The organism is Pseudomonas sp. NyZ480, assembly GCF_029537255.1.
GTDB lineage: Bacteria > Pseudomonadota > Gammaproteobacteria > Pseudomonadales > Pseudomonadaceae > Aquipseudomonas > Aquipseudomonas taiwanensis.
The window spans coordinates 386,732-412,490 of record NZ_CP120626.1 but is presented as its reverse complement, the minus strand read 5'-3'; the positions used below and the strand labels follow the sequence as shown (position 1 = coordinate 412,490).

At 61.2% G+C, this 25,759-nt stretch carries 20 protein-coding genes; 11 read left to right on the top strand and 9 right to left on the bottom strand.

All coding sequences use genetic code 11. From position 1 onward, the window contains the following. Window positions 1-31: 31 nt before the first annotated feature. Window positions 32-436: a YkgJ family cysteine cluster protein gene (locus P3R38_RS01840; RefSeq protein ID WP_023378282.1), complete on the top strand. Its 405-nt coding sequence runs from the start codon at window positions 32-34 to the stop codon at window positions 434-436. Window positions 437-533: 97 nt separating this feature from the next. Here the strand turns inward: P3R38_RS01840 and typA are convergent, their stop codons facing one another. Both typA and thiI read right to left on the bottom strand, forming a co-directional pair. Beyond that, window positions 534-2,354, bottom strand: a complete 1,821-nt coding sequence (gene typA / locus P3R38_RS01835; protein WP_023378281.1) for a translational GTPase TypA — start codon at window positions 2,352-2,354, stop codon at window positions 534-536. A 129-nt stretch (window positions 2,355-2,483) separates the two neighbouring features. Beyond that, a complete protein-coding gene (gene thiI / locus P3R38_RS01830) occupies window positions 2,484-3,938 on the bottom strand; it encodes a tRNA uracil 4-sulfurtransferase ThiI (protein ID WP_023378280.1) in 1,455 nt (484 codons plus the stop codon). A gap of 614 nt (window positions 3,939-4,552) precedes the next feature. Here thiI and glnA point away from each other — a divergent pair. The 4 genes from glnA (at window position 4,553) to ntrC (ending at window position 9,424) form a co-directional block, all read left to right on the top strand. Next, window positions 4,553-5,959, top strand: a complete 1,407-nt coding sequence (gene glnA, locus P3R38_RS01825) for a glutamate--ammonia ligase (RefSeq protein WP_023378279.1) — start codon at window positions 4,553-4,555, stop codon at window positions 5,957-5,959. 148 nt (window positions 5,960-6,107) lie between these two features. Next, window positions 6,108-6,650 carry a chorismate mutase gene (locus P3R38_RS01820; protein ID WP_023378278.1) on the top strand — a complete coding sequence of 181 codons (543 nt, stop codon included), beginning with the start codon at window positions 6,108-6,110 and terminating at the stop codon, window positions 6,648-6,650. A gap of 255 nt (window positions 6,651-6,905) precedes the next feature. Beyond that, complete coding sequence (gene glnL / locus P3R38_RS01815; protein ID WP_023378276.1) at window positions 6,906-7,991, top strand: nitrogen regulation protein NR(II); 1,086 nt, start codon at window positions 6,906-6,908, stop codon at window positions 7,989-7,991. Beyond that, on the top strand, window positions 7,988-9,424 hold the full coding sequence (ntrC, locus tag P3R38_RS01810) for a nitrogen regulation protein NR(I) (protein ID WP_023378275.1): 1,437 nt from the start codon (window positions 7,988-7,990) through the stop codon (window positions 9,422-9,424). Before glnL ends, ntrC begins: the two co-directional genes overlap by 4 nt. Window positions 9,425-9,509: 85 nt before the next feature. Here the strand turns inward: ntrC and P3R38_RS01805 are convergent, their stop codons facing one another. Together P3R38_RS01805 and P3R38_RS01800 are read right to left on the bottom strand one after the other, a co-directional pair. Further along, a complete protein-coding gene (locus P3R38_RS01805; protein WP_023378274.1) occupies window positions 9,510-9,695 on the bottom strand; it encodes a hypothetical protein in 186 nt (61 codons plus the stop codon). Window positions 9,696-10,263: 568 nt separating this feature from the next. Continuing rightward, entirely contained in the window at window positions 10,264-10,701 is a 438-nt protein-coding gene (locus P3R38_RS01800) for a hypothetical protein (RefSeq protein ID WP_104882271.1), read from the bottom strand. On the opposite strand from P3R38_RS01800, the gene trmL reads away from it, so the two are divergent. After that, window positions 10,700-11,161: a tRNA (uridine(34)/cytosine(34)/5-carboxymethylaminomethyluridine(34)-2'-O)-methyltransferase TrmL gene (trmL, locus tag P3R38_RS01795; protein WP_013974580.1), complete on the top strand. Its 462-nt coding sequence runs from the start codon at window positions 10,700-10,702 to the stop codon at window positions 11,159-11,161. The two genes, P3R38_RS01800 and trmL, sit on opposite strands and share 2 nt — an antisense overlap. A 121-nt stretch (window positions 11,162-11,282) precedes the next feature. On the opposite strand, the gene secB is transcribed toward trmL, so the two are convergent. Genes secB through P3R38_RS01780 form a run of 3 tightly spaced genes read right to left on the bottom strand, consistent with a single transcriptional unit; the run spans window position 11,283 to window position 12,471 of the window. Beyond that, window positions 11,283-11,762, bottom strand: coding sequence for a protein-export chaperone SecB (secB, locus tag P3R38_RS01790; RefSeq protein ID WP_027907926.1), 480 nt, complete (start codon window positions 11,760-11,762; stop codon window positions 11,283-11,285). Window positions 11,763-11,801: 39 nt separating this feature from the next. Then, window positions 11,802-12,056, bottom strand: a complete 255-nt coding sequence (gene grxC, locus P3R38_RS01785; RefSeq protein WP_023378271.1) for a glutaredoxin 3 — start codon at window positions 12,054-12,056, stop codon at window positions 11,802-11,804. Between the two features lies 1 nt (window position 12,057). Beyond that, the gene (locus P3R38_RS01780) at window positions 12,058-12,471 is read right to left on the bottom strand and encodes a rhodanese-like domain-containing protein (RefSeq protein WP_023378270.1); all 414 of its coding nucleotides are present in this window, start codon (window positions 12,469-12,471) and stop codon (window positions 12,058-12,060) included. Between the two features lie 205 nt (window positions 12,472-12,676). Between P3R38_RS01780 and gpmI the strand changes: the two genes are divergently transcribed. From gpmI to P3R38_RS01760, 4 genes are all read left to right on the top strand, one after another. After that, on the top strand, window positions 12,677-14,212 hold the full coding sequence (gene gpmI / locus P3R38_RS01775; protein WP_023378269.1) for a 2,3-bisphosphoglycerate-independent phosphoglycerate mutase: 1,536 nt from the start codon (window positions 12,677-12,679) through the stop codon (window positions 14,210-14,212). Between the two features lie 140 nt (window positions 14,213-14,352). Continuing rightward, window positions 14,353-15,645: a murein hydrolase activator EnvC gene (locus P3R38_RS01770; protein WP_027907925.1), complete on the top strand. Its 1,293-nt coding sequence runs from the start codon at window positions 14,353-14,355 to the stop codon at window positions 15,643-15,645. An 81-nt stretch (window positions 15,646-15,726) separates the two neighbouring features. Next, a complete protein-coding gene (locus tag P3R38_RS01765) occupies window positions 15,727-17,043 on the top strand; it encodes a S41 family peptidase (protein WP_023378266.1) in 1,317 nt (438 codons plus the stop codon). A gap of 8 nt (window positions 17,044-17,051) precedes the next feature. Next, entirely contained in the window at window positions 17,052-17,819 is a 768-nt protein-coding gene (locus P3R38_RS01760; RefSeq protein ID WP_023378265.1) for a divergent polysaccharide deacetylase family protein, read from the top strand. A gap of 4 nt (window positions 17,820-17,823) precedes the next feature. Here P3R38_RS01760 and P3R38_RS01755 read toward each other — a convergent pair whose 3' ends face one another. Together P3R38_RS01755 and P3R38_RS01750 are read right to left on the bottom strand one after the other, a co-directional pair. Further along, a complete protein-coding gene (locus P3R38_RS01755) occupies window positions 17,824-22,497 on the bottom strand; it encodes a DUF6543 domain-containing protein (RefSeq protein ID WP_277686774.1) in 4,674 nt (1,557 codons plus the stop codon). Window positions 22,498-22,616: 119 nt separating this feature from the next. After that, window positions 22,617-24,563, bottom strand: a complete 1,947-nt coding sequence (locus P3R38_RS01750) for a BCCT family transporter (RefSeq protein ID WP_238546553.1) — start codon at window positions 24,561-24,563, stop codon at window positions 22,617-22,619. A gap of 534 nt (window positions 24,564-25,097) precedes the next feature. On the opposite strand from P3R38_RS01750, the gene betI reads away from it, so the two are divergent. After that, a complete protein-coding gene (betI, locus tag P3R38_RS01745; RefSeq protein WP_023378262.1) occupies window positions 25,098-25,754 on the top strand; it encodes a transcriptional regulator BetI in 657 nt (218 codons plus the stop codon). Window positions 25,755-25,759 lie beyond the last annotated feature (5 nt).

Here is a 25,759-nt window from a genome sequence, read left to right as displayed (position 1 = left end):
CCCAAGACCGTGATTCACCTCTTAAAAAACGATGAAAACGACCCTGATTGCCGCGGCCGAAGTAGACCGCCTGGAAACCTGGCAGCGCTATGCCAGCCACATGTGCGGGGGCTGCCATTCGACCTGCTGCACCCTGCCGGTTGAAGTGAAGATCAAAGACTTGATCCGCATCGGCGTGGTAGACGAGTTCGAGAAGGACGAGCCGCCGAAGAACATCGCCAAACGCCTGCAGAAAGACGGCATCATCGAGCGTTTCAACCAGAAGTCAGGCATTTTCACCCTGACGCGGATGAGCAACGACGATTGCCTCTATCTGGATCGCAAGAGCCGGCTGTGCACCATTTATGACAAGCGACCGGATACCTGCCGGAACCATCCGAAGGTCGGGCCTCGCCCGGGGTACTGCGCCTACAAGCCCAAGGCCACAACCCGCTGATCGCCTGCCTGCCCTGTTCTCTCAGGAACAGCAGGCAAACAAAAACGCCCCCGGCCTTTCGACCGGGGGCGTTTTCGTTTCAACTCAAGCTAGACGATCAAGCCTTGGCTTTCTTGGCAGCGCGGGTACGCTCGCCTTCGTCCAGGATCTTCTTGCGCAGACGGATCGACTTCGGCGTGACTTCGCACAGCTCGTCGTCCTGGATGAATTCCAGGGCCTGTTCCAGCGTGTGGCGAACCGGCGGAACCAAGGCGATGACTTCGTCCTTGCCCGAAGCACGCATGTTGTCGAGCTTCTTGCCTTTGGTCGGGTTGACGCCCAGGTCGTTGTCACGGCTGTTCAGACCGATGATCTGACCGTTGTAGATATCCTGGCCGTGCTCGATGAACAGCTTGCCACGAGCCTGCAGGGTTTCCAGCGAGTAGGTCAGGGCCTTGCCGGTCTCGATCGAAACCAGAACACCGTTCAGACGGCCGGACATCTGGCCAGGCTTCATGGTGTCATAGCGATCGAAGATCGAGGTCAGGATGCCTGCACCGTTGGTCAGGGTCAGGAACTGGTTACGGAAACCGATCAGACCGCGAGCTGGGACGTTGTACTCCAGACGAACACGGCCTTTGCCATCCGGCGCCATGTTGGTCAGGTCGCCCTTACGCAGGCCCATTTCTTCCATGACCTTGCCCTGGGATTCTTCAGGGATGTCGATGGTGACGTTCTCGTACGGTTCCTGCTTGACGCCGTTCACCTCACGGATGATCACTTCAGGACGGCCTACAGCCATCTCGAAGCCTTCACGGCGCATGGTTTCGATCAGTACCGACAGGTGCAGCTCACCACGGCCGGAAACCTTGAACTTGTCAGCCGAGTCGCCTTCTTCGACGCGCAGGGCAACGTTGTACAGCAGTTCTTTGTCCAGACGTTCTTTGATGTTACGGCTGGTGACGAACTTGCCTTCCTTGCCGCAGAACGGCGAGTCGTTGACCTGGAAGGTCATCGAAACGGTCGGCTCGTCGACAGTCAGCGGCTTCATCGCCTCGACGTGGTTCATGTCGCACAGGGTGTCGGAGATGAACAGCTCGTCGAAACCGCTGATGCAGACGATGTCGCCAGCGGTAGCTTCTTCGACGTCGACACGGTGCAGGCCGTGGTGGCCCATCAGCTTGAGAATACGGCCGTTGCGCTTCTTGCCTTCGGTGTCGATGGCGACGACCGGAGTGTTCGGCTTGACGCGGCCACGGGCGATACGGCCTACGCCGATAACACCCAGGAAGCTGTTGTAGTCCAGCGCGGAGATCTGCATCTGGAACGGGCCGTCGACGTCAACGGTCGGAGCCGGAACGTGGTCGACGATGGCCTGGTACAGCGGGGTCATGTCTTCGGCCATGTTGGTGTGGTCCAGACCGGCGATGCCGTTCAGGGCCGAGGCGTAGACAACCTGGAAGTCCAGCTGGTCGTCGGTGGCGCCGAGGTTGTCGAACAGGTCGAAGATCTGGTCCAGTACCCAGTCAGGACGCGCGCCCGGACGGTCGACCTTGTTGATCACGACGATCGGCTTGAGGCCAGCTTCGAAGGCCTTCTTGGTCACGAAGCGGGTTTGCGGCATCGGGCCGTCCTGGGCATCGACCAGCAGCAGCACCGAGTCGACCATCGACATGACACGCTCAACCTCGCCACCGAAGTCGGCGTGGCCGGGGGTGTCGACGATGTTGATGCGGTAGTCGTTCCAACGGATGGCGGTGTTTTTCGCCAGGATGGTGATACCGCGCTCTTTTTCCTGGTCGTTGGAGTCCATGACGCGCTCGTCGTTGAGCTCGTTACGCTCCAGGGTGCCGGACTGGCGCAGGAGTTTGTCGACCAGGGTGGTTTTACCATGGTCAACGTGGGCGATGATGGCGATGTTACGCAGATTTTCGATCACAACTGTATCTCGATCAGAGGATTCGGGTTGCCGCCCAGTCTAGGCGGCCAATATGTAAGGCATAAGGCTCAGCGGGGCCGGCTGTCGGGAGGGCGATGGCGGATGCTGCCGCCATACAGCCCTGGCGTCTTATGTCGGACGATAAACACGCACATTGGCATGTCCCTCACTGAGCAGATGGTGTGCGTGCAGACGGCTCATCACACCCTTGTCGCAATACAGCAGGTACTGGCGGTTGGCATCCAGGTGCTTGAACTTGCTGTTGATCGCATAGAACGGCATGGCCTGGACTTCGATACCGTCGATGACCAGAGGTTCGTCTTCCTGGGCATCGGGGTGGCGGATGTCGATGACGATCTGACCAGGCAAGGCCTGCGCCACTTCCTCGATTTCGACGTCCTTGCCCAGCTCGTCGATCACATGGTCGATGGAGATGAACTTGGCGCGCTCCAGGGCGCGCTCGAGCACAGCCATGTCGAACTGCTTCTCTTCATGCTCCATGCGGTGACGCTTGGCATGGGTAGTAGGGTTCACCGAGATCACGCCACAGTACTCGGGCATGTGCTTGGCGAACTCGGCGGTGCCGATCTGGGAGGCTGTGTCGATGATGTCCTGCTTGTGGCTGGCCAGCAGCGGACGCAGTACCAGCTTGTCGGTAGCCGAATCGATGATCGACAGGTTCGGCAGGGTCTGGCTGGAAACCTGGGAAATCGCCTCGCCGGTGACCAGCGCATCGATTTCCAGACGCTCGGCCATGCGCGCGGCACCGCGCAGCATCATGCGCTTGAGGGTCACGCCCATGTAGCTGTTGTCGACCTTGTTCAGAATCTCGCCGACCACTTCCTCGAACGGCACACTGATGAACAGCACGCGCTGGCTGCTGCCGAACTTCTTCCACAAGTAGTGGGCCACTTCCATCACGCCCAGCTCGTGGGCACGGCCGCCCAGGTTGAAGAAGCAGAAGTGGGTCATCAGGCCGCGGCGCATCATCTGATAGGCCGCCACGGTGGAGTCGAAGCCACCGGACATCAGCACCAGGGTCTGCTCAAGGGCACCCAGCGGGTAGCCGCCGATGCCGTTGTGCTGGTTGTGAATGACGTACAGGCGCTGATCGCGGATTTCGATGCGCACCAGCACTTCCGGGTTCTTCAGGTCGATGCCGACGGCGCCGCACTGCTGACGCAACTGGCTGCCGACGTAGCGGTCAACGTCCATCGAGGTGAAATCGTGATGGCCGCCGCGCTTGCAGCGCACGGCGAAACGCTTGCCGGCCAGCAGGTGGCCGAAGTGCTGCTTGCACTTGGCGACGATATCGTCGAAGTCGCCCAGCGGGTATTCTTCGACCTGCAGGAAATGGGTGATACCCGGCGTGCAGGTGAGGCGCTCGATCATTTCGCGCTGGACTTTCTCGTCCTCGATGCGGGTGACCACTTCGAGATTGTCCCAGACACCATCGACCGCGAGCTCAGGGTCTAGGTCCTTGAGCACGACACGGATATTCTTGCCGAGCTGACGGATGAAACGCTTGCGCACCGGCCGGCTCTTGATGGTGATCTCTGGGAAGACTTTGACGATAAGTTTCATTGGTTAACAGCGCGCGCAGGGCCTGCCGAAAATGAGGGGCGCGAATTATAGCGGATATTGCTCAGGTTTTGACCAACTTTTGGTCAGAGCGTTTGGGAGGGGATGCGGGGGGCGGGTTTTCCGCTGCCTGTGAGATCGAATGCCGCCCGCGCGACGCATCGCGAGCAAGGCTCGCTCCTACATTTGTTTCTGGCCTATGAGGTCTGTGGGATCTACGCGCGAACGCCTTGGTGCCCGGCACGATATCGCGGCGTACACACAAGGCGGTCGCGCGCGCCTGTCATTGACGTTAGTGGCCAGGAACAAATGTAGGAGCGAGCCTTGCTCGCGATGCGCCGCGCGGGCGGTGCGACCTCAGGCGCACCACAAAAACCACGACACGCACATATTTGGTGCACGAGCACCATAAAGCGCCCTCAAAAGATGCACTTTTGTACGCCAGACGCCGGCCAGATGCCCGTAAACGCCCCCTTTTATCCCGCCCTCGCCATTTTTGGGCACTGGCATGCAATTTGCTCTCTTGTGAGGCAGGTAAGCTTGGCCGACTATGCGCGCCCGGCGACACCCTTTTTCCAGGGCAGCGGCTAAGCGCCCTAGACCATCCGGAGGACAACATGTCGAAGTCGGTTCAACTCATCAAAGATCATGACGTCAAGTGGATTGATCTGCGTTTCACGGACACCAAAGGCAAGCAGCACCACGTCACCATGCCCGCTCGCGACGCGCTGGATGACGACTTCTTCGAAGCTGGCAAGATGTTCGACGGCTCGTCGATCGAAGGCTGGAAAGGCATCGAAGCTTCCGACATGATCCTGCTGCCGGACGACTCCTCCGCCGTCCTGGACCCGTTCACCGAAGAGCCGACCCTGATCCTGGTCTGCGACGTGATCGAGCCGTCCACCATGCAAGGCTACGACCGCGACCCACGCGCCATCGCCAAGCGTGCCGAAGAATTCCTGAAGTCGACCGGTATCGGTGACACCGTACTGGTAGGCCCGGAGCCTGAGTTCTTCATCTTCGACCAGGTGAAGTTCAAGTCCGACATCTCGGGCTCGATGTTCAAGATCTACTCCGAGCAAGGCTCCTGGATGACCGATCAGGACGTCGAAGGCGGCAACAAGGGCCACCGCCCTGCCGTGAAAGGCGGCTACTTCCCGGTTCCGCCGTGCGACCACGACCACGAAATCCGTACCGCCATGTGCAACGCCATGGAAGAAATGGGCCTGGTCGTCGAAGTTCACCACCACGAAGTGGCCACTGCCGGCCAGAACGAAATCGGTGTGCGCTTCAACACCCTGGTCACCAAGGCTGACGAAGTTCAGACCCTGAAGTACTGCGTGCACAACGTTGCCGATGCCTACGGCAAGACCGCTACCTTCATGCCGAAGCCGCTGTACGGCGACAACGGCTCGGGCATGCACGTTCACATGTCGATCTCCAAAGACGGCAAGAACACCTTCTCGGGCGAAGGCTATGCCGGCCTGTCCGACACCGCCCTGTACTTCATCGGCGGTATCATCAAGCACGGTAAGGCCCTGAACGGCTTCACCAACCCGGCGACCAACTCCTACAAGCGTCTGGTACCTGGCTTCGAAGCGCCGGTCATGCTGGCCTACTCGGCCCGTAACCGTTCGGCCTCGATCCGTATCCCTTACGTTTCCAGCCCGAAAGCCCGCCGTATCGAAGCGCGCTTCCCGGACCCAGCTGCCAACCCGTACCTGTGCTTCGCCGCCCTGCTGATGGCTGGTCTGGATGGTATCCAGAACAAGATCCACCCAGGCGATGCAGCCGACAAGAACCTGTACGACCTGCCGCCTGAAGAGGCCAAGGAAATCCCGCAGGTTTGCGGCAGCCTGAAGGAAGCTCTGGAAGAGCTGGACAAGGGCCGTGCGTTCCTGACCAAGGGCGGCGTGTTCTCCGACGACTTCATCGATGCCTACATCGAGCTGAAATCGGAAGAAGAGATCAAGGTCCGTACCTTCGTTCACCCGCTGGAATACGACCTGTACTACAGCGTTTGATGACATCGGCGCGCTGCGCTGATTGAATCACCAGAAACGGCCTTCATACGAAGGCCGTTTTTGTTTACGCACAGACCTATCAGCAGCTTCCTACAAATGAAAGCCCGCAGACTGGCCACACTCAGGTCTCCACGAAAAGGAGATCAACATGCGCCTTATCCCCGCCATGATGTGCTTGGCCTTGCCCCTTAACGGCTGCCGCGCAACCCCGCCCACCCAGCCCGAATTCGACCCGTTGCTCACCGCCATCGAACACCGCCTGGACCTTGCTGTTTCGGTCGCGACGCACAAATGGAAACTCACGCTACCGGTCCAAGCCCCTGAACGCGAGCAGCAAGTCCTGGCCAAGGTCTGCCAGGATGCGCCCGACTACGACCTCGATCCACCTCGCGCAGCGGCATTCTTCAGCGACCAGATCGAAGCCAACAAGCTCGTTCAATACACGCTGATCGATCGTTGGAATGCCCTGGGCAGTCAGCCCACCAGCACATCCCGCGACCTCGTGCACGAACTTCGCCCACGGCTGGACACGCTTCAAGCGACTTTGCTGGACGAGCTCCGCCGTTTTGACCTGCTCGACATGCGTGACTGCCCGAAAAAGCTGGCTAGCGCACTGCAACAACGCACCAATGATCCGCTACGGCACATAGCGCTGGTCCGAGCCACGGCGCAGCTGTGCGTGAAGTCCTGACCATCGCTATGCTCTATATTGGTGCGCAACAATGATCGACGCCCCACGCTGCAGCCCAAAAAAGGTCACTTGAAACGTTAAACCACCGCTTTTTGATCCGAATAAGCGCAATTTCGGGACTTTGTCACGAAATACCGCTTCTTTTCGGAGCTTTGGTTTGTTTCTTGCATTTTCCTGGCATCAGCGGATCCATAGCGCCCCCATCCCTGGCACGGCCAAGGATACGCCAGCGCAAAAAGAGGTCACCGACGCCTTATGACCATCAGCGATGCACAGCACCGTCTGCTTCTGGACAACCTGACCACGGCCACGCTCCTGCTCAATTCGGAGCTGCGTCTGGAGTACATGAACCCGGCTGCCGAAATGCTTCTGGCAGTCAGCGGTCAGCGCAGCCACGGGCAGTTCATCAGCGAGCTGTTCACCGAATCGACCGAAGCGCTCAATTCGCTGCGCCAGGCGGTGGAACAGGCACACCCGTTCACCAAGCGCGAGGCGCAACTGACGTCGCTGACCGGCCAGACCATCACCGTCGATTATGCCGTCACGCCAATCCTGCACCTGGGCAATACCTTGCTGCTGCTGGAGGTGCACCCGCGTGACCGACTGCTGCGCATCACCAAGGAAGAAGCCCAGCTGAGCAAGCAGGAAACCACCAAGATGCTGGTGCGCGGCCTGGCCCATGAAATCAAGAACCCCCTTGGCGGCATTCGCGGCGCGGCGCAGTTGCTATCGCGCGAACTGCCCGATGACGGACTGCGCGACTACACCAACGTAATCATCGAAGAGGCCGATCGCCTGCGTAATCTGGTCGACCGGATGCTCGGCTCGAACAAGCTGCCGTCATTGGCCATGACCAACATCCATGAGGTCCTGGAGCGGGTCTGCAGCTTGGTGGAGGCCGAAAGCCAGGGTTGCATCACTTTGGTGCGTGACTACGACCCTAGCCTGCCAGACGTACTGATCGACCGCGAGCAGATGATCCAGGCGGTGCTCAACATCGTGCGCAACGCCATGCAGGCGATCAGCTCGCAGAACGAACTGCGCCTTGGCCGCATCACCCTGCGCAGCCGTGCGGTGCGTCAGTTCACCATCGGCCATGTGCGCCACCGCCTGGTCGCCCGGGTCGAGATCATCGACAACGGCCCAGGCATTCCGGCGGAACTGCAGGACACCCTCTTCTATCCCATGGTCAGTGGACGCCCGGACGGTACCGGGCTGGGCCTGGCCATCACCCAGAACATCATCAGCCAGCACCAGGGCCTGATCGAGTGCGAAAGCCATGCCGGCCATACCGCTTTCTCGATCTTCCTGCCCCTGGAACAAGGAGCCACTGCCTCATGAGCCGAAGTGAAACCGTATGGATCGTCGACGATGATCGTTCCATTCGCTGGGTCCTGGAAAAAGCCCTACAACAGGAAGGCATGGCCACCCAGAGCTTCGACAGCGCCGATGGCGTGATGAGCCGGCTGGCCCGCCAGCAACCGGATGTGATCATCTCTGACATCCGCATGCCGGGTGCCAGCGGCCTCGACCTGCTGGCACAGATCCGCGAGCAGCACCCACGCCTGCCGGTCATCATCATGACGGCCCACTCGGACCTGGACAGCGCAGTGGCGTCCTACCAGGGCGGCGCCTTCGAGTACCTGCCCAAGCCGTTCGACGTGGACGAGGCGGTCTCGCTGGTCAAGCGGGCCAACCAGCACGCACAGGAGCAGCAGGGACTGGATGTTCCGCAAAGCCTGGCGCGCACGCCGGAAATCATCGGCGAAGCGCCGGCCATGCAGGAGGTATTCCGCGCCATCGGCCGCCTCAGCCACTCCAACATCACCGTACTGATCAACGGCGAATCCGGTACCGGCAAGGAGTTGGTGGCCCACGCCCTGCACCGCCACAGTCCGCGAGCGGCATCGCCGTTCATCGCTTTGAACATGGCGGCCATTCCCAAGGATCTGATGGAATCGGAACTGTTCGGCCACGAGAAAGGCGCATTTACCGGTGCGGCCAACCTGCGCCGTGGCCGCTTCGAGCAAGCCGACGGTGGCACGCTGTTCCTCGACGAGATCGGCGACATGCCCGCCGACACCCAGACCCGTCTCCTGCGGGTCCTGGCCGATGGCGAATTCTATCGGGTCGGCGGCCATATTCCGGTGAAGGTCGATGTGCGCATCATCGCCGCGACGCACCAGAACCTCGAATCCCTGGTACAGGCTGGCAAGTTCCGTGAAGACCTGTTCCACCGCCTGAATGTGATCCGTATCCACATTCCGCGCCTGGCGGACCGTCGTGAAGATATTCCGGCCCTGGCTCGTCATTTCCTCGGCCGCGCGGCCCAGGAGCTGGCGGTCGAGCCGAAGCTGCTGAAGCCTGAGACCGAGGAGTTCATCCGTAACCTGCCGTGGCCGGGCAACGTGCGCCAGCTGGAAAATACCTGCCGCTGGATCACGGTGATGGCATCCAGCCGCGAAGTGCTGATTGGCGACCTGCCCCCTGAACTGCTCAACCTGCCTCAGGACGCCGCCCCGGTGACCAACTGGGAGCAGGCCCTGCGTCAGTGGGCCGACCAGGCACTGGCACGCGGGCAGTCGAACTTGCTCGACAGCGCGGTGCCCAGTTTCGAGCGGATCATGATCGAGACAGCGCTCAAGCACACTGCTGGCCGTCGCCGGGATGCCGCGGTGTTGCTGGGCTGGGGTCGCAACACGCTGACCCGCAAGATCAAGGAACTGGGCATGAATGTCGATGCCGCGGATGACGATGGAGACGAGGAAGGTTAAGTCCCAATCCTCAAACCCGTCGCTGCCCTGCACCACCGGCCAATCTGGCAGGCCAGTGGTGTAGGGCGACCAGCATTTGGATCAATTACTCTGCTTGGGCTTTGGCCCGCCACTTGTCGAAGGCCCCACGGACACCCAGGAGCTTATCGACCAGAAGCGCCAGCGACTGCTGGCCGCCCTTCCCGATCTCTTCGACTTTCCCCAGCTGGGACAGATCATCCAGGATCTTCATCGCCTGCTCCACGGTGGTGGGCTGCTTGTCTTCGCTCATGATTCATCTCCGTTTCGATGGATGGCAAATGCCGATATCGACACTAAAACCCAAGCGCCCTTGACTGAACTCGGTAAGGCTTCCTGCACCGATCCTGTGCCCGCTGCACCTTGCTAAGGCACAAACCCCCTCAAAAGTCGGCCAAATCACCCTAAACCCGCCTGTTTCCGGGTATTTCAAAACTGGCACGCCATCTGCAATAAGACCTGTACCTACAGTTTCGGGGGCCTCGGTACAGGCAGGCCGGGTGAACCCCTCTTTTATTCGCAGTCGCTCCAGTTTTGGGGACCTTGGTACAGGCAGGCCGAGACATCCCCTCTTTTACACGCAGTAGCTCCACCCTTCGGGGACCTTGGTACAGGCAGGCCGAGACATCCCCTCTTTTACACGCGGTAGCTCCACCCTTCGGGGACCTTGGTACAGGCAGGCCGAGACATCCCCTCTTTTACACGCGGTAGCTCCACCCTTCGGGGACCTTGGTACAGGCAGGCCGAGACATCCCCTCTTTTACATGCCGTAGCATCACCCTTCGGGGACCTCGGTACAGGCAGGCCGGGAATCCCCTCTTTTATTCGTGCAGCCTCACCTGCACGCGCCAACGTCCGGCGTCCTCTGCACCGGCCCACTCGCCGTGCAGGGGACGCGCGGCTACCAGGGTCAGCAGCAGCCCTTCATCACGCTTCTGTAAACGCCAGCCCACTGGCTTGCCCTGAAGGCTCAACTGGCCTCGCTGGGCTTTGCCCTCAGCCTCGAAAAGCACCGCGACCGTTCCCTCCACGTTCTCGCCATGCAGCTTGGGTTCTTCGTTGAACCACAGGTCCAGCCCGTCCTGCACCACCTCCACCTGCTCCAGCACACGCTGGTCAGGGGTGGTCAACTTACCGATCATCAGGCCGACCATCAGACCGATGATCGCCAACGAGAGCATCACCCGTGGGAAGCCTTTCGAACGCAGGTCCGGTTCAGGGGTAGAATGCTCGCCATCTTCACGCTTGGAGCCGTGCATGTTTCACGTCATCCTTTTTCAACCAGAAATTCCGCCGAATACCGGCAACATCATTCGCCTCTGTGCCAACAGCGGTTGCGACCTGCACCTGATCGAACCCATCAGCTTCGAGCTCGATGACAAGCGCCTGCGCCGGGCGGGGCTGGATTACCACGAGTATGCCACGCTCAAACGCCACGAGAGCCTGGCCGGATGCCTGGAGAGCCTCGGCAATCCCCGCTTGTTCGCCTTCACCACCAAAGGCTCGCACCCCTTTCACGAAGTGGCCTACCAGCCGGGCGATGCGTTCCTGTTCGGGCCCGAGAGCCGTGGGCTACCGGCCGAGGTGCTGGACAGCCTGCCAGCCGAACAACGCCTGCGCCTGCCGATGCGGCCTGGGTGCCGCAGCCTGAACCTGTCCAATACCGTGGCGGTGACGGTGTACGAGGCGTGGCGACAAAACGGGTTTGCCGGGAGTTGATCGACCACCTACGGCGTTCGGAAAACCATCGCAGTCCCTGCAGGCGCCGGCTTGCCGGCGATCAGCACGGCACGCGAATATAAAAAAAGGCGACCGAAGTCGCCTTTTTCGTGGGCAGCGATTACTGCACGGTCACTTCACCGGCTTCCTGCATACGCTGCATTTCTTGAGCGTACAGGGCGTCGAAGTTGACCGGCGACAGCATCAGCGCCGGGAACGAACCGCGGGTGACCAGGCTGTCCAGGGTCTCACGGGCATAAGGGAACAGGATGTTCGGGCAGAAAGCGCCCAGGGTGTGGCTCATGGACGCCGCATCCAGGTTCTTGATCAGGAAGATGCCGGCCTGCTGGACTTCAGCGATGAAGGCCACTTCTTCGCCGTTCTTCACGGTAACCGACAGGGTCAGCACCACTTCGTGGAAGTCGCCTTCCAGTGCCTTCTGCTTGGTGTTCAGGTCCAGGGCAACACTCGGCTCCCACTGCTGGCGGAAGATCTGCGGGCTTTTCGGGGCCTCGAACGACAGGTCACGCACATAGATGCGCTGCATGGAGAACTGAGGGCTGTTGTCTTCTGCTGCGCCGTTGGTCTGTTGGTCAGTCATGGCAGATCCTTATCCTAATGTTTTTGAATGCAATGCAAATCAGGCCGCCAGCAGCGCGTCGAGCTTGCCGGCACGCTCCAGGGCGTAGAGGTCATCGCATCCACCGACGTGGGTGCTGCCGATCCAGATCTGCGGCACCGAAGTACGGCCGGCCTTCTGGCTCATCTCGGCGCGTACCTGCGGCTTGCCGTCGACCTTGATTTCCTCGAACTCCACGCCTTTGCTCTCGAGCAGGTACTTGGCGCGCATGCAGTAGGGGCAGTAGTCGCTGGAATAGACGATGACGGGCTTCATATCACTTCACCAGGGGCAGGTTATCGGCTTTCCAGCTGGAAACGCCACCGCTGAGCTTGGCGGCTGTGTAACCAGCTTTGAGCAACTCGCGGCAGATGGTGCCGGACTGTTGGCCCATTGCATCGACGACGATCAGGGTCTTGGCCTTGTGCTTTTCCAGCTCGGTCATGCGGTTGACCAGTTTGTCCTGGGGGATGTTCAGCGCGCCGACGATGTGACCGGTGGAGTATTCCTTGGCCGGACGAATGTCGATGACCAGACCTTTTTCGGCGTTGACCAGTGCGGTCAACTGGCCGTTGCTCAGGCTCTGCCCGCCACGACGGATTTCGTTGACCAACAGGGCGACCAGCAAGACAACGAAGATCGCCACCAGGATGTAGTGGTTTGTCGCAAATTGAATCAGGTTAGCAACCATCTGGGGTGTTCCACGCGATTGAAAATGCCGGCCAGTATACACAGCCGCTTATGACCACCAAAGCCCGACGGGCCGGCGGCGAAGGCACTTTCATCCCGCACCATCGCCGCGCCGGTCGGGCAACGGGACGATTATTCGCCGTTGATGGCGCATTTGCCCTAAAATGCGTGTCTTTATCATCTTTGAACAACCGTGAGTTTGATTGATGACGAGCACGCCCAAACCCCTGGTCCTGATCATCCTGGATGGCTTCGGTCATAGCGAAAGCCCCGAATACAATGCCATCTATGCCGCCAACACCCCGGTCTACGACCGCCTGCGCGCCAGTCAGCCGCATGGTCTGATTTCCGGTTCCGGGATGGACGTCGGCCTGCCGGACGGGCAGATGGGCAACTCCGAAGTCGGTCACATGAACCTCGGCGCTGGCCGTGTCGTGTACCAGGACTTCACCCGCGTCACCAAAGCCATCCGCGACGGCGAGTTCTTCGAAAACCCCGTACTCACTGGCGCCGTGGACAAGGCTGCCGGTGCCGGCAAGGCGGTGCACATCCTCGGCCTGCTCTCCGACGGCGGCGTGCACAGCCACCAGGACCACCTGATCGCCATGGCCGAACTGGCCGCTCGACGTGGCGCTGAAAAAATCTACCTGCATGCCTTCCTGGACGGCCGTGACACTCCGCCGCGTAGCGCGCAGACCTCCATCGAGCTGCTCGACGCCACTTTCGCCAAGCTCGGCAAGGGCCGTATCGCCAGCCTGATCGGCCGCTACTACGCGATGGACCGTGACAACCGCTGGGACCGCGTCAGCGCCGCCTACAACCTGATCGTCGACAGCGTTGCCGAGTACACCGCAGACAGCGCCGTTGCTGGCCTGGAAGCCGCCTACGCCCGTGACGAAAGCGACGAGTTCGTCAAGGCCACGCGTATCGGCGAAGCGGTCAAGGTCGAAGATGGCGATGCCGTGATCTTCATGAACTTCCGTGCCGACCGCGCCCGCGAGCTGTCCCGGGTGTTCGTGGAGCCGGACTTCAACGAATTCCCTCGCGCCCGCCTGCCGAAACTGGCCGCCTACATCGGCCTGACGCAGTACTCGGCCAAAATCCCGGCACCCGCCGCCTTCGCCCCGGCCAGCCTGAACAACGTACTGGGCGAGTATCTGGCGAAACAGGGCAAGACCCAGCTGCGCATCGCCGAGACCGAGAAATACGCCCATGTGACCTTCTTCTTCTCGGGCGGCCGCGAAGAGCCGTTCGAAGGCGAAGAACGCATCCTGATCCCTTCGCCGAAGGTCGCCACCTACGACCTGCAACCGGAGATGAGCGCCCCCGAGGTCACCGACCGTATCGTCGAAGCCATCGAGCAGCAGCGCTATGACGTGATCGTGGTCAACTACGCGAACGGCGACATGGTCGGTCACACCGGCGTGTTCGAAGCAGCGGTCAAGGCGGTCGAGGCACTGGACGGCTGTGTCGGGCGCATTGTCGAGGCTCTGGATAAAGTCGGCGGCGAGGCGCTGATCACCGCCGACCACGGCAACGTCGAGCAAATGGAAGACGAGTGCACAGGCCAGGCGCACACCGCCCACACCACCGAGCCGGTACCGTTCATCTATGTCGGCAAGCGCAACGTCAAGGTCCGCGAAGGCGGCGTCCTGGCTGACGTGGCGCCGACCATGCTGAAGCTGCTGGGGCTGGAAAAGCCGGTGGAGATGACCGGCACCTCGATTCTGGTCGATGCCTGATCGACACCCAGGGGCTGCTTTGCGGCCCCCTGGCACATGAATTCCAGACAAACGCCTCTCTGCACCGGCAGTGAGGCGTTTTTTTTGCAGGCTTGCGCGGGCATACTAGGCCAGTCTCCATCCTTGGTACGCCCAACCTCATGCTTCGCGCCCTGATCCTCCTCGCCCTGTCTTGCCTGCTCAGCCCGGCCTTCGCCGACGAGCGCGCACAGACCCAGCAACAACTGGACGCCACCCGCCAGGACATCGCCGAGCTCAAGAAGATGCTGGGCAAGCTCCAGGAAGAAAAATCAGGCGTGCAAAAAGACCTCAAGAGCACCGAGACCGACATCGGCAACCTCGAAAAGCAGGTGGAGGCTCTGCAGCAAGAACTAAAAAAGACCGAGGGCGAGCTGGAGCGCCTTGATACCGAGAAAAAAAAACTCCAGAGCGCCCGCACTGAACAACAGCGACTGATTGCCATCCAGGCCCGTTCGGCCTACCAGAACGGTCGCGAGGAGTACCTCAAGCTGCTGCTCAACCAGCAGAACCCGGAGAAGTTCGCGCGCACCCTGACCTACTACGACTACCTGAGCAAGGCACGCATGGAGCAACTGCGCGCCTTCAACGAAACCCTGCGCCAACTGGCCAATGTCGAACAGGACATCGCTCGCCAGCAGGAACAATTGCTCACCCAGCGCGCCGACCTCGATACCCAGCGCCAGGCCCTGGAGGCTGAGCGCAGCAAGCGTCAGCAAGTGCTGGCCAAGCTCAACAGCGACATGAAGGACCGCGACCAGAAACTGCAGGCCCGCGAGCAGGACCAGGCCGACCTGGCCAAGGTGCTCAAGACCATCGAGGAAACCTTGGCTCGCCAGGCCCGCGAGGCCGAGGAGGCGCGCAAGAAAGCCCTGCTGGCCCAGCAGGAAGCGGAAAAGCGCCGTCAGCAGGAGGCCCTGGCCGCCGCCCGCGAGCGCGACGATGCCGAGCCTGCGAAAAAGGCCCGCACCACCCTGGGCCCGATGGTGTCCAGCGATGGCGCAAGCTATGGCGGTGCATTTTCCGCCGCACGGGGAAAACTTCCATGGCCGGTCAATGGTCGATTGCTTGCACGCTTCGGCGATGCCCGAGGCAGCGATGCCCGGGCCAAGTGGGACGGCGTGATGATCAGCGCCAGCCCCGGCACCCAGGTCCGCGCCGTGCATGGCGGGCGCGTGGTGTTCGCCGACTGGTTGCGTGGCGCCGGACTTCTGGTCATTCTGGACCATGGCAATGGTTATCTGAGCTTGTACGGCCACAATCAAAGCCTGCTCAAGAGCGCCGGCGACATCGTCAAGGCCGGCGAGGCCATATCCACCGTGGGTGACAGCGGTGGGCAGGACAGCGCAGGTTTGTACTTCGCCATCCGTCAGCAGGGTCGTCCTACCGACCCAGCACAGTGGTGCCGAGGCTAGTTCACTTTTTTACGGCGCGGTGCCCGGCACCGCACCGATGCTCCCGCAGGGAGCGCCTACAGGATCAGGAGTTCGTTCGACATGCTGCACTCCCCACGTCTCACCCAGCTGGCCCTGACCATCGCCCTGGTGGTCGGCGCGCCCCTGGCCATCGCTGCCGAGCCGGCCAAGCCAGCCTCGGTACCGGCCACCGAAGTGACGGCCAAGGCGCCGTTGCCGCTGGAGGAGCTGCGTACCTTTGCCGAGGTCATGGACCGTATCAAGGCCGCATACGTCGAACCCGTGGACGACAAGACCCTGCTGGAGAACGCCATCAAGGGTATGCTCAGCAACCTCGACCCACACTCGGCCTACCTGGGCCCGGAAGACTTCCAGGAGCTGCAGGAAAGCACCAGCGGCGAATTCGGCGGCCTGGGCATCGAAGTCGGCCAGGAAGACGGTTTCATCAAGGTGGTCTCGCCCATCGACGACACCCCGGCCTCGCGCGCAGGCGTCCAGGCTGGCGACTTGATCGTGAAGATCAACGGCGCACCGACTCGCGGCCAGACCATGACCGAAGCCGTGGACAAGATGCGCGGTAAGGTTGGCGAAAAGATCACCCTGACCCTGGTTCGCGATGGCGGCAACCCATTCGATGTGACCCTCACCCGCGCGGTGATCCAGGTCAAGAGCGTGAAGAGCCAGCTGCTGGAAAACGATTACGGCTACATCCGTATCACCCAGTTCCAGGTCAAGACCGGCGACGAAGTGGGCAAGGCCCTGGCCAAGCTGCGCAAGGACAACGGCAAGAAACTGCGCGGCGTGGTGCTGGACCTGCGCAACAACCCAGGCGGCGTGCTGCAGTCTGCCGTGGAGGTGGCCGACCACTTCCTGACCAAGGGCCTGATCGTCTACACCAAGGGCCGCATCGCCAACTCCGAGCTGCGCTTCTCCGCCGACCCGGCCGACGCCAGCGAAGGCGTGCCGTTGGTGGTACTGATCAACGGCGGCAGCGCCTCGGCCTCGGAGATCGTCGCCGGTGCCCTTCAGGACCAGAAACGCGCCGTGCTGATGGGTACCGACAGTTTCGGCAAGGGCTCGGTGCAGACCGTATTGCCGCTGGCCAACGACCGTGCCTTGAAGCTCACCACTGCACTGTACTTCACCCCCAATGGCCGCTCGATCCAAGCCCAGGGTATCGTGCCGGACATCGAAGTGCGCCCGGCCAAGCTCACCGCAGAGGTCGACAATGACAACTTCAAGGAAGCCGACCTGCAAGGCCACCTGGGCAACGGTAACGGTGGCGCCGACCGTCCGACCGGTAGCGGCAAGCGCAAGGAGCGCCCGCAGGACAATGACTTCCAACTGAGCCAGGCGCTGAGCCTGCTCAAAGGTTTGAACATCACCTCGGGTAAATGATGCCCCCCATGCGGTACCTGTTGTTCTCACTGCTATGGCTGTTGGCCGGGGTCGCGCAAGCGGCACCGGCCGGCAAGGCCTACATCAGCATCATCATTGACGACCTAGGCCAGAGCAGCGAGCGCGACAGCCGCACCCTCGCCCTGCCCGGCCCGATCACCCTGGCCGTGATGCCCGATACGCCCCATGCCACCGACTTCGCCCGCCAGGCCCATAAGGCAGGCAAGACCGTCATCCTGCACATGCCCATGGATCCGGCCACCGGCCCCTATGCCTGGCACCCCGGCACCCCGTTGCCGGAACTGGCCAGTCGACTGGATGCAGCCCTGGCCAAAGTGCCCTATGCCGCCGGTCTCAACAACCACATGGGCAGCCGCATGACCGCCCAACGCGAGCCCATGACCTGGCTGATGGGCGAGCTGCAACGGCGCCATCTGTTCTTCGTCGACAGCCGCACCAGCGCCGCCACCGTGGCCGCAGCCGAGGCGCAGGCCCAGGACGTCGCGCATGTCTCGCGGGATGTGTTCCTGGATGACGTACGCACCGTGGAGGCGATCGAGGGACAGCTGCACCAGGCTGTCGCCTTGGCGCAGCGCCAAGGCTCGGCCGTGGTGATCGGGCATCCTTACCCACAGACCCTGCAAGTGCTCGAGCGCGAGCTGCCTCGCCTGAAGTCTGAAGGTGTTGTCCTGATTGGTCTGCGCCAGATGATAAGCGTACGAAGCAACCAGGCCATGCCTGCCCATGGCAAGCATGGCCGCTACAGCAACCGCTGAGGCTTCAATCGAACGGGATGATGCCCTCGGCTTGCTCGAGGGTCAGCCTGCCACGATGGACCCGACGCCCCATCTGCGCGGCCTCCTGGCTACTCACGCGCCGCTGAGCCCAGGTTTTGAGGTGGCCTCGGGTGAAATCCCGCGCCGGCGAGTCCGCAGATCGCATGTGAAAATGCGCCACCCACAACGGCCTGCCAGACGCAGCGCCCGCCTGGGTGCGCATAATCTTGTACTCATCGAATGCACTGTCATTGCGCATGACCTGTCGCGGGCCCATGTACTGCACTCTCAGCAGCTGCTGAGAATGCAGGAAGCGAAGCGCCTCGGCGGTTGGATAACGCGTTTCGGTGTAGAGTTTGATCAGCTTCAGGTTCTTTTCCGCGCGCAGCTCGTCGGAGGCAGCCTCCAATGCCTTGATCAAACTGGTGCTAGCACCTTGCCTGGTCAACCAGTCCACCTCACGGCCTAGCTTATCGACTTGTTCATCGAACAGTTGCGCCAGCCGCGTTCCCTTGATGTCGCTTTTGACATATTCATCAGCCTTGCGCGAGAGCTGAGCATTTTCATCCAACAAGCGCTGCACGCGCATCGCCGAATCCGTCTCTTGCACCACCGGCTCGGCAGAGACTGGCTCTGAGTCGCGCTCTTGCCAACGGTCATTCACCCGGTCGAAACGGGCCAGCAGCGTATCGCTGAATGGCTCCCGCACCTCCAGGACGTCCTGTCCGTTCTCCGAGATCACAGTGCCGATGAGTATCTGCCCCTTCCCGTTACGCACCACCCGTTGAGAGTTGGTGGTAGCCAGATAAGCTTTACGTTGGCTTGCCACGACGCCTTTCTCGGCCTCCTCGACGGCGTCCACCAGCCGTCGTCCTGCATCTGCCTTGAGTTTTTCCAGTTCGGTCCGGTAGCGGTCAAGCATCTCGCCCCTGACCAAGGCACCACCTTCCCTGCCGATGCGCGCGCTGTTGAGCAGCGCCTCGGAGTAGCCATCCCAGGCATCCTGGAGAATGGTTATGCGGTCATCGACCGGCAGATTGGCGAAATCAAGCTCACCATGGGCACCGGCCACATTACGCAACTCATGCCCGGCCAATTCTTTCCGGTAACCACGCAAGATGTGCTGATCATTCACAGACCCCAGATTCAGCGCCAGGTCGGCCAGATTCAGGACATGGTGAAAGCGAAACTGCACCGTACTGAACTTTCGCTTGGGAATGAGTGAACCAGCGGTTCGAGTGACGGCTTCCATGCCGATGCTTATGACCAGATCGGCAGGAGCCTCGACCAGCAACACGTCGAGGTCCTCATAGGCGCTCAGAATGCGATCCTGGACTGCCGCGACACGCTTGAGCTTGTCGAGATAGGCCAGGTACTGTTCTTGTACCTGCACCAGCGGCTGCCCTTCGACTGCCGCTTTGAGCGCCAACAACTCGGTGTAGTCAGCAAGGCTCCACAGTTCGTTGAGGATGAAGTCGCTGTAATAGATGAGGCTGCTCAGGACATTGTCCCTGTGTTGCTGGATCGCACTATCGAGCGCCTGGCTGCGGCTGTTGGAATACTTCGGTTCAAGCATGGCGTCGAGCTTGACCTTGATCTGCTTGTCTTTTTGCACGGCCACCTCAAGGTGAGGAACCGATTCATGGCGCTTGCTGAGCAGTTGCGCTTGCCATTGACCGATCCGAGCGTCGTAGTGCTCGATGACAGCCTCGGTCGACTTGCGTTGGTCGGCTGAGCCTCCAGCCTCGAGCGTGGCCTGCGCACCTTGGCGAAGCGCCTTGAGCTTGTCGATCTTCTCCAGCAGTTCGGTGATGTCCAGACTGATCTGGCTGAAGGCACTGATCGCGACCTTGCCTTGACTATCGAGCGCTTCGACCGAGTGCCTGAGCGCTTCGAATTGAGCGGCAAGGTTCTTGCCCAAGCGACTGTTCTTCATGCCTCCGGCAAGGCGCAGCGTGCTATCCACTCGCCAGCCGCCATCCACATGGACTAACCAGGGCCCGTAACCGCCCTTGCCGTCGATTACCCGCACGCCCTGCGCCGTCACCTCCACAGGGTAGGCGTCTGCGCTCATGACGGCATAGAACTGCCCGTCGACAAGGTGCAGGCCCGCGGCACCTCCGCTGGCCTGCAGGCTGGAGGAATCGAACGCCACGCCCGAGCGCATGGCGCGCAACGCCTGGCGCTGAGTAGGTGGCAGCCAGTTGAAACCATGGTTGCCCCGCCAGGTGAAGTCCAGCTGGCGGTCGGGCAGCGCCCCCAGTGCACCGACCATCGCTACCGGCCCTTCTAAGGGCACCAGGGAAATCTCGCGAAACGCACCGCTCTGCGCGGCCAGCCCTTCAAGAGCCAATGCGTCAGGGATATGCCCAAAACCTTCAGGCAAAGCGCCGGGTTGGCGTGCATGCAACAGGACCATTCCCAGATTCAGCAACAAATCGACCACGGCGGCAGACCGGTCGAAGTCACCTTCCTGTTCAAGGGCAAGCAAATCGTGATCGAGGGACGTTAGCAGTTGCACCATCCACGTCACGCTGGCCACAGGCCCGCGCAACACCAGCGTGACCACATCGAACAGCAGCCAAGCGCCTTGTGAAAGCGTTTCCCAGCGGCGCTCGGCATTGGAGGTGGACTGCTGGTCGGCCAGCTCTACCAGCAAATCACGGTTCGCGTCGTAAAGCTTGTTGTCCAGACTGGTATTCCAGAACACCGGCTGAAGGACTGGCGGAGCCGGTCGCTCGGGCAAGCTGGAAGGGTCCAGGCCGATGCTGGCGACATGCGGCTCGATGAAACCGCCGTTGTCATAGATATGGCGAACCTGCGGCTGCAACCAGTCGAGTACGCTCGCTTGCAATCGCACGGACGTTTGCACGTGTTCCAGCAACTTCTCGAAGCTTGCATACTCACGCAGTGTGTCCTGCCTGTACAACGGACGATACAGCAGCACCCGCGTGGGCTCGGCGCAGAACAACACGTACATGCCACGCACCGTGTCATCGTGGCGGGACTGGGGCTGGCGCCTGAAGGTCAGTGGCATCAGGGTAATTCGCGGTGCGTCCGGATCGTCATGACCATTGCAGAAGTTGACGACACACTGCAGGCCAGTATCGGTGATCTTACCGTCCAGCTTGCCTTGCAGGGCGCTGAACCGCAGGGCATTGCGCCATTCCCGGCCAAACCGTTGGACACGCCGGTCCCGCTGCAGCGGATCATCCAGCACTTGCGCTACATAGCGAGGATAGGTGCCGCCGATGTCGACGCGCTCGACCAGTCGCCTGGCCGCTTCGGCGTTCAGCCACGCGGGTACTGCGGCCCCCTGTGCATGACGGATACGTATTACCGAGGCGTCCTTGAGTGAGCCAAGCTTGCCGATGGCATATTCGGTCAAGGTCTTTTCGCCCGCCCAGGCAAGAGGCTCGCCCCCACCGGCTCCTGTGGCCGATCCTCCGGGGATACCCGACGCGATGTAGAATTCAAGGAGCAGTTCATCCGGCGACATGGCATCGCCATGCTCCTTGAGCATTTGCTCGCTCAGTCGTTGGTGGGTGTAGTCGTGCAAGCTCATGACGCCATCCAGGGCAGCCACGCCTTCGGCATCCAAGTGGTCCACAGCGAGCTGCAGCAACGCATTGCGGTATTGGAACGTGTCATTGGCTGCGCTTGTCAGCAGCCCCGGTGGCGGTTTGACCGCAGGCGTGTCGTCCAGGTAGCTGACGAACCACTGCGCCGGGTCGCTCAGCTGGGCGAACAGCTGTTCCAGCGCCGGCACATCGGCCAAGCGCCCGTAGCGCACCCTTTGGACCCGTTCGAACATCTGCTCCAGCAACTGCACCACTTGTTGCGCCGCGACATTGCCCTCCACCCTGTATCGCTGCCAGCTCATGGCATCGAAGCTGTAGCGCTGCGCCAGTTCATTGCGCAGGGCCACGGCAAACGCCTTCATCGAGGCGAAACTGCTCACCTGCCCAGAAGGCGCGCACCATAGGATGACCTCCCGCTCATCCCACTCGCCGGTGACCAGCAGATGACCCAAGGTTTCGTTCACGCTACGCGAGCCTGTGGATAACTCGACCTGCACGAAGCTCACGTCAGGCTGATCGCCACCACCGCGAATCAGCCCTCGTATGCACGCCTGCTCCTGGGCATCCAGGCCTTGCAATGGCAACCCACGCAATAGCGCGGTCTTCAACAGCAACTGCATCCAGCTGTCTCGGCTGCTTGCACCACTGCCGACACCGTTCCAATAGTCGAGCTGAGCCTGGCAGAAATGTTGCGGCAATCGCTCGATCAGCTCGTCGAGCGCCGGGCCTAGGTCCGGCAACTGGCGGGTGTCGTACGCGCTGCTGGAACCGGCGAAGCGATAAGGTGCGATCAGCCCGAGGTTATGGTGGCGCCCATCAAGCGGTTGCAGGTCGATGGACTGGGTCTGGAGCATGGCCTGCAGAACGCGCTCGACCAACGGTTGGGTGTTCCAGTACGGGGTCGATGGGTCTGGACTGTCCAACGTCAATGGGTCGGCGGACGACAATGCAGGCTGTACGGATGCCAGCCACGGCAGCTCGGCAAGCAGCAGTTTGAGCAGTTGTTCGCTCGCGACCTGGCGCAGCGTCGGTCGATCGCCGAACTGCCGGGCAGCGGCGCGTTGAAAGTCGAATGTCGGGGTGTCGAAACTGGGCATGCCCTTGGCCTCCTGGTGAGTGGACCGGAAGCCTTGCGCGCAGGGTCGCGCCTGCGGTGCTACTTATTGCAAGCACCGACAAAAAGCCCTGCTATTGCAGCAGGGCTTTTTCATACGCATCAGCTGTAGACGCGTCCCAGCAATTGCCGATGGCTCTCGAACTGATCGAGCACATCACGCACGATCTGATCAGGCGCGAAGCCCATCAGGTCGTACTCCTGACTGCCATCGTGCAGGTAGACCTCGGCACGGTAGAAGCGTTGGCGCACTTGCGGTTCGCCCTCCACGGGGGCCTCGCTCGGCGCGGCCAGGTAGCCATCCAGGCTCACTTCATAGACGAACGGGTTGCCCTCTTCCATCATCACCCGCAGGCCCATCATGTTGCGCGACTGGCCTACACGGGTTTCCACGTCGAAGCCAAGGTTCTGCAGCTGTGTGGCCGCCTCTTTCAGCGCCGGGCTGACCTGCTTGTCCATGAAGCGCTGAACCACCGCTTGGGTCGGCTGCAGATCCAGCTGAGTCAAGCGCTCGCTGAAACCGCGACGGCCGCGGGCTGCCAGCTCGGCGCGCTCGTTTTCAACCGCAACGTCCTGCTTCATGGCCTTGTACAGGCCGAACATGAACAGCACCAGCACCACCGAGAACGGCAGGCCTGCCAGAACCACCATGGTCTGCATGGCCTCGAAGTTACCCGCGAACAGCAGACCGATGGTTACCAGGGTGATGACCACCGACCAGAACACCACCATCCAGTGCGGGGCGTCTTCATCGACCTTACCGCCTTTGCACGACAGGTTGGCCATCATCACCGCGCCGGAGTCGGCTGGGGTGAGGAACAGCACGAAGCCAACGAACACCGCCACACCGATCACGATCTTGGCCGCAGGGAAGTATTCCAGCAGCTGGTAGATCGACATCGACGGCTGTTCCAGCGCGGTCTTGCCCAATTCCACAGCACCCTGGTTGATCACCAGGTCCAGCGCAGTGTTGCCGAAGATCGACAGCCAGGCCAGGGTGAAGCCCAGTGGAATCAACAGTACACCGCTGACCAGCTGACGCACGGTACGGCCCTTGGAAATACGGGCGATGAACATGCCGACGAATGGACCCCAGGAAATCCACCAGGCCCAGTAGAACACGGTCCACAGGCCCAACCAGCGCTCGGACTTGCCCGCTTCGCCTTCATAGACGTACAGGTCGAACGTCTTCAGCACGATGCCATTGAGGTAGTCGCCAATGTTTTGCACGAAGCCATTGAGCAGGTGCAGGGTCTGGCCACCCAGCAGAACGAAGATCAGCAGGCCGCTGAACAGCATGATGTTCAGGTTCGACAGGCGGCGGATACCGTTCTCGACACCCGATACCGCAGCGACGGTAGCAACGCCAGCCATCACCAGGATCACCATCAGCAGGTTGGTCTGGCTGTGTTGCATGCCGAACAGGTACTCCAGGCCCGACGATACCTGCATCGCGCCGATACCCAGGTTGGTCACCAGACCCAGCAGGGTGACGAACATCCCGAAGATGTCCACGGCATTGCCGGCAGCGCCCTTGACCCAACGCTCACCGACCAGCGGGAACAGTGCCGAGCGCAATGCCAGCGGCTGGTTGTGACGGTAGGCGAAGTAACCCACGGCCAGGCCGACCAGCGCATAGATCGCCCAGCCATGCAGGCCCCAGTGCAGGAAGGTCAGCTGCAAGCCCTGGCGCGCGGCTTCGAGACTGGCTGGCGTGCCTTCCGGCGGGTTGAAGTAGTGGTCCAGCGGCTCGGAAGCGCCGAAGTACAGCAGCGAAATGCCGATACCCGAAGAGAACAGCATGCCGGCCCAGGCGCCGTAGCTGAAGTCGGGCTGGTCGTCCTTGCCACCGAGCTTGAGTTTTCCGAAATCGGAGAAAGCCAGGTAAACGACGAACAGCAGGTAACCGCAGATCACCAGCATGTAGTACCAACCGAAGGTACGGGTGAGCCATTTCTGGGCTACGCCCAGTACTTGGCCGGCGGTTTCGGGTACAGCGATCAGCAAGGCAGTCAGAACAAGGACCAACAGCGCGGAGGTGTAGAACACCACGCGATTGACCCGCACCCTCTCGGCGGGGGGTTTGGTAAGGGAGGCAGAACTCATTGCACGAATGCTCCGGGCAGTGCGGCTGTGGAGGCTAATCAGTCTTTTCCCGCGCAATTGGTGCAATAGCCCCACTGCGTCAGGTGTTATAAAAGCACCCTGGAAACCGTGATCCCGAATCGAAACGTTGCAAAAAACCAGACAGGTGGTCCGTGTCCGACTGTGCACTCACCCTGAAAGTGCGCGCATTGGTCACAGAGCACACCGCCCGCTCCAAGGGCCTGCCGCAGGTCGTCGACCGTCTGGCAGAATCTGTCTTTCGCTTCGCTCTAGCCCGTCAACGCCTTGTATTCCGGGGGTTACACGATTTCCTGGGGTGTCGATTCGTGCCTTCTCGACCGTGTGAAATACTGTCAATGGCACAAATTGTCGCAGAGCTTATTCTTTATTGATTGAACGTTCAATCAAAACAAAATAGACTGGCCTTCGCCGAGTCAGCCGCCCGTCGTCTGCTCGCAGGCCTGAGGAGATAGCAAGATGCCCAAGGTCGGTATGCAACCCATCCGCCGCCAGCAGTTGATCGAAGCCACGTTACAGGCGGTCGATCAGGTCGGCCTGGGGGACGCCAGCATTGCGCTGATTGCCCGTTTGGCCGGGGTGTCGAACGGCATCATCAGTCACTACTTTCGGGACAAGAACGGCCTGATCGCAGCGACGATGGGTTACATCATGAGCATGCTCAACGAAGGCGTGAGGGCGCGTCGCCAGTCACTGACCGACGACAGCCCGCGAGCCCACCTGAAAGTGATCATCGAGGGCAACTTCGATGCCAGCCAGGTGAACGGCCCGGCGATGAAAACCTGGTTGGCCTTTTGGGCTTCCAGCATGCACCAGCCCGATTTGCACAGGTTGCAGCGGATCAATGACCACCGCTTGTACTCCAACCTGTGCTGCCAGTTCCGCCGCGCCCTGCCGCTCTACCATGCGCGCAAGGCAGCCCGCGGCCTGGCGGCCCTGATCGACGGCTTGTGGCTGCGTGGAGCACTGTCGGGTGACGCATTCGACACCGATCAGGCGATACGGATTGCTTACGAATACATGGATCTACAACTGGCTAAACAGCACACCCTGGGCACTGACGACCAGGCCGCTGAACAACCGCGCACGGCACTTGCCAACCCGGCAGGAGCGTGACGCGA